Annotated in this window: 12 protein-coding genes; 9 read left to right on the forward strand and 3 right to left on the reverse strand. The window is 37.9% G+C overall.

The features are described 5' to 3' along the window. Window positions 1–309: 309 nt before the first annotated feature. The 3 genes from LQ227_RS24210 to yihA form a co-directional block, all read right to left on the reverse strand. Entirely contained in the window at window positions 310–2,013 is a 1,704-nt protein-coding gene (locus LQ227_RS24210) for a M3 family oligoendopeptidase (protein ID WP_230151615.1), read from the reverse strand. A 207-nt stretch (window positions 2,014–2,220) separates the two neighbouring features. Beyond that, window positions 2,221–3,078, reverse strand: a complete 858-nt coding sequence (locus LQ227_RS24215) for a UbiA-like polyprenyltransferase (RefSeq protein WP_029274080.1) — start codon at window positions 3,076–3,078, stop codon at window positions 2,221–2,223. 149 nt (window positions 3,079–3,227) lie between these two features. Next, window positions 3,228–3,851, reverse strand: a complete 624-nt coding sequence (yihA, locus tag LQ227_RS24220) for a ribosome biogenesis GTP-binding protein YihA/YsxC (protein WP_029274081.1) — start codon at window positions 3,849–3,851, stop codon at window positions 3,228–3,230. A 154-nt stretch (window positions 3,852–4,005) separates the two neighbouring features. On the opposite strand from yihA, the gene ubiE reads away from it, so the two are divergent. The 9 genes from ubiE to LQ227_RS24265 all read left to right on the forward strand — a co-directional run bounded on the left by ubiE (window position 4,006) and on the right by LQ227_RS24265 (window position 10,987). Then, a complete protein-coding gene (gene ubiE / locus LQ227_RS24225) occupies window positions 4,006–4,737 on the forward strand; it encodes a bifunctional demethylmenaquinone methyltransferase/2-methoxy-6-polyprenyl-1,4-benzoquinol methylase UbiE (RefSeq protein WP_215131244.1) in 732 nt (243 codons plus the stop codon). Next, window positions 4,734–5,531 carry an outer membrane beta-barrel protein gene (locus tag LQ227_RS24230; RefSeq protein WP_230151618.1) on the forward strand — a complete coding sequence of 266 codons (798 nt, stop codon included), beginning with the start codon at window positions 4,734–4,736 and terminating at the stop codon, window positions 5,529–5,531. The genes ubiE and LQ227_RS24230 overlap by 4 nt, the downstream gene beginning before the upstream one ends. Before the next feature lie 89 nt (window positions 5,532–5,620). Further along, window positions 5,621–6,379, forward strand: coding sequence for an SDR family oxidoreductase (locus tag LQ227_RS24235; RefSeq protein WP_230146506.1), 759 nt, complete (start codon window positions 5,621–5,623; stop codon window positions 6,377–6,379). 98 nt (window positions 6,380–6,477) lie between these two features. After that, window positions 6,478–6,924 carry a GatB/YqeY domain-containing protein gene (locus LQ227_RS24240; protein WP_230151622.1) on the forward strand — a complete coding sequence of 149 codons (447 nt, stop codon included), beginning with the start codon at window positions 6,478–6,480 and terminating at the stop codon, window positions 6,922–6,924. 184 nt (window positions 6,925–7,108) lie between these two features. Continuing rightward, on the forward strand, window positions 7,109–7,873 hold the full coding sequence (locus tag LQ227_RS24245; RefSeq protein ID WP_230151625.1) for an alpha/beta fold hydrolase: 765 nt from the start codon (window positions 7,109–7,111) through the stop codon (window positions 7,871–7,873). Further along, entirely contained in the window at window positions 7,874–8,536 is a 663-nt protein-coding gene (locus LQ227_RS24250; RefSeq protein WP_230151634.1) for a CBS domain-containing protein, read from the forward strand. Between the two features lie 9 nt (window positions 8,537–8,545). Beyond that, window positions 8,546–9,427: an NAD kinase gene (locus LQ227_RS24255; RefSeq protein ID WP_057932773.1), complete on the forward strand. Its 882-nt coding sequence runs from the start codon at window positions 8,546–8,548 to the stop codon at window positions 9,425–9,427. Between the two features lie 2 nt (window positions 9,428–9,429). Next, the gene (locus LQ227_RS24260) at window positions 9,430–10,227 is read left to right on the forward strand and encodes a DUF6089 family protein (protein ID WP_230151637.1); all 798 of its coding nucleotides are present in this window, start codon (window positions 9,430–9,432) and stop codon (window positions 10,225–10,227) included. Between the two features lie 19 nt (window positions 10,228–10,246). After that, a complete protein-coding gene (locus tag LQ227_RS24265; protein ID WP_230146502.1) occupies window positions 10,247–10,987 on the forward strand; it encodes an isoprenyl transferase in 741 nt (246 codons plus the stop codon). Window positions 10,988–11,115 lie beyond the last annotated feature (128 nt).

The raw sequence follows: 11,115 nt of genomic DNA on the forward strand, positions 1-11,115 counted from the left end.
AAAATCACATGTTTTTTTTAGGAGAAACGATATGTTTCTCCTTGGAAATATTGCTGGAAATTAAACTCATGTATCTTTTTTGATTGTATATAAATATACTAAAAAAAACTATCTCAAAATCCAAAAACCCTTAACTTAATAGCATTGGAGACGCTAAGACCAGATAAAGACATCAAGACCAGAACCAGCATTGATCTGTGTTCATCCTTTTTATCTGTGGTTCATAAAAGCAAAAAAAGTCGTGGCAAAATGCCACGACCTTATTTATGTACTATTGAGTGGAAAAGCCTTACAACCTTCCACCTTTCCTTATCCCAGTTTTTCCAGTTCTGTTTTTACAAAACTTGCCAGTTCTTTTACATATTCTGCACTGAAATCAAATTTAATTCCTGCGGTTTCATATATTTCGTTCATTGGTTTGGTGTAACCTAATGAAAGTGCTGCCAAATATTGCTCCAAAGCCTTTTCTGGATTTTCTTTGTAATTTTTCCAAACAGCAATGGCACCTAACTGGGCAATTGCATACTCAATATAGTAAAACGGAACTTCGAATAAATGCAGTTGTTTTTGCCAGCCATTTCCAAATTGTTGTTCTAAATCTGTCCAATCGGCAAAACCAGCGCCAAAACGGTTAAAAATCTGCTTAAAAGTTTCTTCACGGTCAGCTGCAGTATGGTCCGGGTTGGTGTAAATCCAGTGCTGAAACTGATCAATTACAGCAACCCATGGTAAAGTTTTCAAAACATCGGCCAACTGTTCTTTTTTAGCGCGGTTTAAATCTTCTTCGTTGTCGAAATAAACATCCCAGTTATCCATAGAGATAAGTTCCATACTCATAGATGCGAGTTCAGCAACTTCAGAAGGACAATGTTTAAAATCGTTTAATTCTAAATCTGCGGTTAAAAAAGTATGTACCGCATGGCCTCCTTCGTGAACCATTGTGGTTAAATCGCGTAACGAATTTGCCGAATTCATGAAGATAAACGGGGCTCCGGTTTCAGCCAATGGGTAATTGTAACCACCTGGCGCTTTACCCTTTCTGCTCTCTACATCAAAAAGGTTATTGGCTTTCATGGTTGCCAATTTTGAGCCTAACTTTTCATCAATGGCATTAAAGCAGGCAATACTTTTATCAATCAGTTCTTCGCCGTTGTTAAAAGGTTTCAAAGCTGGTTTGCCACCAATGCTTACTTCTAAATCCCAAGGCTTTAATACTTCTAGTCCTAAAGCATCCCGGCGTTTTTCGGCCTGCTCTTTTAAAATCGGTACGATTTCTTTTTCAATAGCATTGGCAAAATCGTAACAGTCTTGTGGGGTATAATCGAAACGGCCTAAAGCCTGGAACATGTAATCGCGGTAGTTTTCAAAACCTGCATTTAAGGCAACCTGATTACGCAGTTTAATCAGTTCATCAAACAACACGTTTAAATCATCTTTATCAATCAAGCGGCGTTGTTGAATCGTTTTCCATGCATTTTCGCGTACCTCGTGGTTTAAATCTTTGATAAAGATCGAGGCTTGCTCCAAAGTATATTCCTTGCCATTTAGCTCAACACTCATGGCGCCTGTAATGCTTTGATATTTTTGTTGTTTCACCTGCAATTCGGTAAACAGCTCAATATTCTCGTCGCGGTAAAGCTCTAATGCTTTTTTAATCGCACGGCTGTAAACAAAATATTTTTCTTTGTCCAGGTCATTCATAAAAGGACTTTCAACAAATTTTTTGTTCAATTCGTTGGCAAATGGAGAAATTTTCGGTTCTATTTCAGTCGCAAAATATTGAAAGTTTTTAACCAGTTCTTCATTTGCGGTATCGCAACTCATTTTAATATACCTCCAGGCAAAATCTTCTTCTAAAGCGGCTTCAAGCTCCGAGCGGTCTTTTAACCAGTGCTCTAACTCAGCGGTGTTGGTTATTTCGCGGTTTTGCAGTTCGGTAAAAAGTGGTTCTAAATTTTCCCAGGTAATGTTTAGTTCCTGTGGAATATATGTTCTAGGTTTCTTTGTTATCATAATAGTTAATTATTGAATATTTGAATGATTGAAGGGGTGAATGGTTTAAGGCGTAATGCTATATTCTCTCATTCAAAATTCAATCATTCTCTCATTCGGCCTTTACTCATTTTATTTAAGTTATTGAATGTTGGAAGGATTGAATTAGAGAATGGAATTAGTGAATGTTAAACATTCTATCATTCTCTCATTCGGCCTTCACTCATTTTATTTATGTCTCAAATACGCATCTATTAAAAAGCATATTGCAAATACTACCGATGCATAACCATTTAAGGTTTGAAACGCCCTGTTTACTTTGCTGATATCATTTGGTTTTACCAATAAGTGCTGATAAATCAACATCGAACAGAAAAACACAATACCTACATAATAAACCCAGCTAAAGGAAGTAAAAAACACAGGCAAAATAACACAGGTAGCCGAGAGTATATGCAACAGCACCGAAACATTCAAAGCATTTTTAATGCCAAGTGCCGATGGGATGGAATGTAATTTTTCTTCCCGGTCAAATTCTTCATCCTGTAATGCGTATATAATATCAAATCCACTTACCCAGAACAATACGGTTAAGGAGTAAAGCACAGGAACCAAGGCGAAATGTCCGGTTACGGCAATGTAAGCGCCGATAGGAGCAAGCGCCAGGCCTAAGCCCAATACTAAATGGCATAGCGCCGTAAATCTTTTGGTGTAGCTATAAAACAAAACTACAAACAAAGCTACTGGCGACAGATAGAAACAAAGTGGATTGATAAAGTAGGTGGTAATGGCGAAAAGTACACAATTGGCAATTACGAAAATCAGCGCTTCGTTTGCCGAAACTTTACCTGCAGGGATATCGCGCATTTTGGTGCGTGGATTTTTCGCATCAATATTTCTGTCCAGGTAACGGTTAAAAGCCATGGCCGAGTTTCTGGCAAAAACCATACAAAGCAAAACTAAAATCAGTTTATACCAGGAAAATGGGTTTTCTGTTGTGGTTACGCCCAAAAAGAAACCAATCATGGCAAATGGCAGCGCAAAAACAGAGTGGGCGAATAATACGAGTGAAAAGTATTTTTTCATTTATTGGAAAGGGTTAACTGCATAAATCGGTTAACTGGTTAATTTGTTATTTTGGTTAATGGTGTGATGGCTCATGGTTGATAGCAAATTCAACTATCGACTATGGACTATTGACCAATGAACTAATGGCCAATGAACCAATAAGCCGGTTAAAACTTTTTATAATCTGTTGGCACAACAAAATCTTTATTCACCTCATAAATGAAATTCAGCACCTCATCTTTTCCGGTTCCTTTTTCGGCAGAGGAAATAAAGGTGGCAGGGATCTCTTCGAAAAACTCACCTAATTTTTTCTTAAAGGCAGCTACATTTTTCTGGGTGGTTGTCATGCCCTGTTTGTCAGCTTTGGTAAAAATCAACGAAAAAGGTATCTGTTTTTCACCTAACCAATAGCAAAATTCTATATCAATTCCCTGTGGCTCTAAACGGCTGTCTATCAAAACAAAAACGCATTGTAAACTTTCTCTTTTGGTTATATAGGCGCGGATAAATTTCTCCCATTTCTCTCTGCTGGTTTTAGAAACCTTGGCATAGCCATACCCCGGTAAATCGACAATGTACCAGGCTTCGTTAATCAGAAAGTGATTAATTAACTGTGTTTTTCCCGGGCGTTGAGAGGTTTTGGCTAATCCATGTTGATTAACCAACATATTGATTAATGAAGATTTACCCACGTTAGAGCGGCCAATAAATGCATATTCGGGCATAGTTGGTGCCGGTAGGGCCGAAATCTGGGTGTTGCTGCAAACAAATGTTGCCGTTTTGATAATCATAGTGCAAAGGTAACAATTAGTTTTGAGTTGGGCGTTTGGAGTGTGGAGTCAAAAACCTACCGTCGTCAGCAATTCGTAAAGTTTAAGGGAATCGCTAAACTCCCAACTGCAAACTCCCAACTGCAAACTCTTTTATCTATCTTTGCCCCATATCATGAATCAGAATATTACCCCATACCAAGTAGAAGATGCAACTAAAAAGGAGCAGGTTGCAACCATGTTTAATAACATTTCGGGCACTTACGATTTTTTAAACCACTTTCTTTCTTTAGGAATAGATGTATTATGGCGTAAGAAAGCCATTAAAGAACTGGTTTCCATCCACCCGAGAACTTTGCTTGATGTGGCTACAGGAACTGGCGATTTTGCCTTTGAAGCCATTAAAAAGCTTCATCCCGAAAAGGTAATTGGTGTTGATATTTCGGAAGGTATGTTAGAAGTAGCCAAGAAGAAAATTAACGAGCGTAGTTTAAACGAAGTTTTTACCGTTCAGGTAGGCGATTCTGAAGGTCTGCATTTCGAAAATGATACTTTTGATGCGATTACCTGCGCTTATGGTGTGCGTAATTTCGAAAATCTTGAAAAAGGATTAACCGATATGTACAGGGTATTAAAGCCCAACGGAAAAATGGTGATACTGGAATTTTCGAAACCAAAGGTTTTTCCGGTAAAACAATTGTACAGTTTTTATTTTAAACAGGTAACGCCTTTCTTTGGAAAACTATTTTCTAAAGACCACAGAGCTTATACCTATCTGCCAGAATCGGTAGCAGCTTTTCCCGACGGAGAAGATTTTACCAACCTGATGGAAAAAGTTGGCTTTAAAAGTACCAAACAAAGAATTTTAACGTTTGGAATAAGTTCGATATATGTAGGAACCAAATGATCAGAAAATTAAGCCTCATCCTTTCACTTTTTATGATTTCTACAACCGCCTTTGCTCAAAATTGGGGTGGTGGAATAGATGATGAAGATTGGAGTTTTGGTTTTAATTTCCAGTATATCTCAGCCGAATACAAAATTCTTAAAAAGCAAAATTGGCGATCGCCCTTTTATGAGGTGCTAAATTCACTGGATCCTTCTTACGATCCAAATTCGGGCACTCCGGTTACCTCAACATTAAATTCTATTTCTAGCCCTCCATCTCAAGGTTTTGGTTTGGGTTTTGTAATGAACAGAATGATCTCTGATAACTTCGATATCAGGGCAACGCCCTCCCTTATTTTTAGCGACAGGATAGTAACTTACGAGTACGAACCTATGGCGCCGATCAACGTAGGTAATGGGCAAACGAAAAACTTTCAAACCGTGGTTGAAAGAAAAGTTCAGGCAACCATGTTCGAATTTCCATTAGGCCTGAAGGTGAAGTCGAACCGGATGAACAATTTTAGGGTATATTGGTTAGGTGGCGCTAAATATTCGATAGATATAGCTTCGAAAAAGAAAACCTTCGATGAAGGCGAAACGCCGGTAAATAAGTTTTTAAAAAATCAAAGAAATTACCTGTCGTACGAAACAGGGATTGGTTTCGATATTTATTTCGAGTATTTTAAAATGTCGCCCGAAATAAAACTCTCCTATTCGACCAACGATTTGCTTCAGCACGACAATACGGTTTATGCCAATCCAATAGATAAGTTGAAATTACGTCAATTAACATTCAGTTTGATTTTTCAATAGTCCTGCAATCCAAAAAAACTTACCTTTGTTGGTGTAGGTAAATCAAAGATGTTATCTTAAAGCATTACCGAGACTTAAAATTCATAAAAATGTCTAAAATCGCATTAATTACAGGCGCAACTTCTGGTATTGGCGAAGCTTGTGCGCATACATTTGCCCAACAAGGTTACAATCTGGTATTATTGGCCCGCAGAGAAGACCGGTTGGCAAAAATTGCCCATCATTTAGAAGACAAGTATGCCATTACCATCAAACAGGTTTTTGCCGATGTTCGGGATAAAGAAAGTCTTACCGCTGCTTTAGAAGTTTTGCCGGCCGAATGGAAAAAGATTGATGTTTTGATTAACAATGCAGGTTTAAGCCAGGGTTTAGATCCGATTGATAAAGGTGATACCAACGATTGGGACACCATGATTGATACGAATGTAAAGGGTTTGCTTTATGTAACCAAAATCGTTTCCAACTGGATGATACCAAATCAATCCGGCCATATTATTAACATTGGTTCTATCGCCGGCAAAGAAGTTTATCCAAATGGAAACGTATATTGTGCCAGCAAACATGCTGTTGATGCTTTGAGTAAAGGTATGCGCATTGATTTATTGCCCCATGGCATAAAGGTTACCGAAATTAATCCGGGCATGGTAGAAACCGAATTTTCGGTGGTGCGCTTTAAAGGTGATGAAGACCGGGCGAAAAAAGTATATGAAAACCTGGAGCCGTTAATTGCCGACGATATCGCAGATGCCATTTGGTATGTAGTAAGCAGGCCAAAACATGTTAACATTAACGACATGCTGATTATGCCTACTGCACAGGCTACAGCAACAATTATAAATAGAGTATAAAGTTTCAGTTGGCAATTTGCAGTTAACAATTTAGCAATCCTGCAATTAAACAATTAACTTAACAGTTAACCAATTTAAACGATTAACCAATTAAAGAAATGATATCAAACACAATAGATCAGGAAATAAAAAAAGCCATGTTGGCTAAAAACAATGCACAGTTAAGAGGTTTAAGAGCAATAAAGGCAGCTTTACTTTTAGCTAAAACAGAGAAAGGATCTTCAGAAGAAATTACGGAAGAAACTGAACTTAAAATTCTTCAGAAACTGATTAAACAACGCCGCGAATCTGCTGATATTTACAAGCAGCAAAATCGCGAAGATTTGTATCAGGTAGAAGAAGAAGAAATTGAAGTGATTAGTCAGTTTTTGCCAAAACAGTTAGATAGGGCAGAGGTTGCTGCAATTATTGAAGCTGTAATCAAACAATCTGGTGCTACGTCGGTTAAGGATATGGGGAAGGTAATGGGCATAGCAAATAAGGAACTTGCAGGTAAAGCCGATGGTAAATTAATTGCTGAGATTGTTAAAGAAAAACTAGCTTAATTTTAAAGCTAAAAGCATAAAGACTAAAGCTAAAAGCGCATTTATTGCTAGTCGCTAGTCGCTTAACGCTTTACAAAGGGCGTTTTTATACCGTTTTCGATTTTATTTCAGAAAAATGGCATAGAAATGCATAAATTTAATTTTACTCTACTAACTTAGTAGCACAATACCATCTAGAATATATATGACCTACCCGATAATAGAAGAAGACGGATTTAAATACATCGAAGCTGGAACAGGCGAAACATTGGTATTGCTACATGGCCTAATGGGCGAACTAAGCAATTGGGAACTGGTTCTAGAACAGTTTAAAGATCGCTATCGTGTAATTATTCCAATTTTACCAATTTACGATTTGCCTATTTTAACATTGGGCGTTAAAGCATTGTCGAGATATCTTCATCGCTTTTTAAAATATAAAAATTTAAACCAGGTAGTACTTGTTGGTAATTCGCTTGGTGGCCATGTGGGTTTGGTATTTACGGTTGCCCATCAGGAGTTTGTTAAAGCCTTGGTACTAACAGGTAGCTCTGGTTTATACGAAAATGCTTTTGGAGGTTCTTTCCCGCGTAGAGAGAGCTACGATTACATTAAGGAAAAAGTAGAGTTTACTTTTTACGATCCTGCAACCGCAACCAAAGAACTGGTTGATGATGTTTTTAAAACAGTTAACGATAGATCGAGGGTTATTAGGATTTTAACCATGGCAAAATCGGCTATACGCCATAACATGGCTAAAGAACTATCGAAAATTACCATACCGGTTTCTTTAATCTGGGGTAAAAATGATAAGGTTACGCCACCAGAAGTGGCAGAAGAATTTCACGAATTGTTGCCGAATTCGGAATTAAACTGGGTTGATAAATGTGGGCATGCGCCTATGATGGAACATCCGGAAATATTTAATGCATTTTTAGAGAAATTTTTAGATAGGATATTGTTAAAATAAATGTTTGCAGCAGAAATCATATCAGATGCAATTCCATCACTAAGGGTCGATGACACGGTGCAGAAAGCTTTAGATCGTATGAACGATTTTAAACTAAAGCATTTGCCGGTTGTTAACGAGGTAACTTTATTGGGCTTGGTTTCTGAAGATGATTTACTAAATATTGATAATCACGATACACTATTAAGCGATAGTGCGGTAAACATCCTTAATGTTTTCGTGTTGAGTAACGTACATACTTATGATGTAATCAGGTTATTAAGTCAGTTAAAATTGACAGCTGTTCCGGTTTTAGATCAACAGAAAAACTATCTGGGTTTAATTTCGATCAATAACATGGTAAATGCCGTGGCCGAACAGTATGCGGTAAACGAACCTGGAGGAATTATCGTTTTGGAGATCAGTAACCGCGATAATTCTCTGGCACATATTGCACAGATTGTTGAAGCAGACAATGCACAGGTGCTCTCTTCTTACGTAAATTCTTTCGAAAATTCTACACGTTTAGAAGTAACGCTCAAAGTAAATAAAACAGAAATTACTTCATTGGTAGCTTCTTTCGAAAGATATGATTATCTGGTTAAAGAGGTATACAATAACACGCAGATTGATGATGGGTCGCAGGAGCGTTACGATTCTTTCATGAACTATTTAAATGTATAAACCTACTTTATGAGGATTGCAATTTACGGGAGAGATTTTAATGATACGGTTTTGCCCTATGTTCAAGAGGTTTTTAATCATTTAGCCGAGCATCATATTCAGCCGGTTTTATATTCAAAATTTAAAACATCACTTCATGGCAAAATTAAGTTGCCGGCCAATACAGTTATTTTTCATAACCATAGCGAACTAAAAGAACTTGCCGATGTATTGTTGAGCTTAGGAGGCGATGGTACCTTACTGGATACCTTATCGTTAATCCGCAATTCGGGCATACCCGTAATCGGGATCAATTTTGGCCGGTTGGGTTTTCTGGCCAGCATCAACAAAAATGAAATAGGATCAGCGCTAAAAGCCTTGATTAACGGAGAATATACCTTAGATTCCCGTTCTCTTTTAACTTTAGAATCGGATAATGGCCTGTTTGGAGAAGAGAATTTTGCACTGAACGATATTACCATTCACCGCCGCGATAATTCTGCCATGATGATTATCCATGCCTCAATGAACAATGAGTTTATTAATTCTTATTGGGCCGATGGATTGATTATTGCAACCCCGACGGGATCAACCGCTTACTCATTAAGCTGCGGTGGCCCGATAATTTATCCCGATTCTGAAAATTTTGTAATTACGCCTATTGCACCGCATAACTTAAATGTAAGGCCGGTGGTTGTACCTGATGATAATAAACTCTCTTTTGAGGTAGAAGCACGCGAATCAAAATTTCTGGTTTCTTGCGATAGCCGAACTGTCACCGTAGAACGTTCAGTAAAAATTAGCATAAAAAAGGCAGATTTTTGTGTAAATCTTATCCGCCTTAACAATGAAACCTACTTAAACACGTTAAGAAATAAATTATTATGGGGCATTGATACCCGTAACTACTAAGTATGACGCCAACCAAACCGCTCTTAATTCTCCTATTTTTTATCTTTAGCGCACAAGTTCTTCGTGCGCAAGAAGGCACCTGGGAAGTTGGGCTAATGGGTGGAGGAGCAGGTTACATGGGCGATCTCAATCAAAATAATCCATTGCAGATTAGCGGACTCTCTGGCGGTGCTTATGTAAAACGTAATTTTAACCAATATTTGGGCGTTCGCTTAAATTATACTTACGGGCAGGTTAAGGCAGATGATGCCAACTCTAGTAACGAACAGTTCCGTGAAAGAAACCTCCGTTTTAAAACATCAATGCACGAGTTTAGCGGGCTCATCGATTTTAATTTTTTTAACTTCAGTATAGGTGGCGGAACCAGACAATTCACTCCTTACCTTTTTACAGGTGTTGGTTTAGTTGTTTTTAAACCTACTGTAAAAATTGATGGAGAAAGATACCGGTTAGATCGGCTCAGAACCGAAGGTCAGGAAAATGGTTACAACAATGCTGTTTTAACTATCCCATATGGATTAGGGCTAAGGTATAATTATAAAAATACCTGGAGTGTTTTTACTGAATTAGGTTACCGGACACCACTAACCGATTATATTGACGATGTAAGCGGCCGCTATCCGGTTAATCCTGTAATCGTTGGAAATGGCCAAAATCAGGTCAATTTATCCGATCCTTCACGCTACCAAATCGGACAAGCGGGTACCCAAAGAGGCGATTTTCGAAAAAGGGACACTTATCTATTTGTTAGTGTTGGCATATCTTTTACCTTTGTATCCTCAAAATGCTATTCCTTTTAAGCTGATTTTGACATAATTAATGGGATTTAAAGAACAAATAGACTATAGCCGCCTGCCAAAGCACATTGCCGTAATCATGGATGGTAATGGAAGATGGGCAAAAGGCCAGGGTAAAGTGCGGGTTTTCGGACATGAACAAGGTGTACTTTCTGTAAAAGACATTGTAGAAGGTTGTGTTGAAGTAGGTATCGAGTACCTCACTTTGTATGCTTTTTCTACAGAAAACTGGAACAGGCCTAAAGAAGAGGTAGATGCATTGATGCAGATTCTGATTTCTACCATTAACAAAGAAACCGAAACACTTAATAAAAACAATATTAAGCTGAATGCCATTGGTAATATTGCATCTTTACCTCAAGAATGTATAGATGATTTAAAAGAAGCCATGGAAAAGACTGCTCATAACGAAAAATGTACTTTAACATTAGCGTTGAGCTACAGTGCAAAGTGGGAGATTTTGGAGGCTGCCAAAAAAATCGCATCGGCAGTGAAAGACAATGTCATTTCTTTGGATGATATAAACGAAGACCTGTTTTCATCAAAACTAACAACCGTAAATATACCCGATCCTGAACTCATGATCAGGACCAGTGGCGAGCACCGTATCAGCAATTATCTGCTTTGGCAAATGGCTTATACCGAGTTTTATTTTACTGATGTTTTATGGCCGGATTTCAGACGGGAAGATCTTTTCGAGGCCATTGTAGACTATCAAAAACGCGAACGCCGTTTTGGTAAAATTAGCGAACAATTAAACTAATTTTTCTTTTAACACTTTTTAACAAGCGTTTAAACTAACTTAGCACCACTTTTATACGATAAATGAAACCATAATAAGGGAACAACGTAAAGAAATTTTGCTTTATAAAATATCGTTACCTTTTGGCC

Origin of the sequence: Pedobacter sp. Bi27 (assembly GCF_918698255.1) — a bacterium.
GTDB lineage: Bacteria > Bacteroidota > Bacteroidia > Sphingobacteriales > Sphingobacteriaceae > Pedobacter.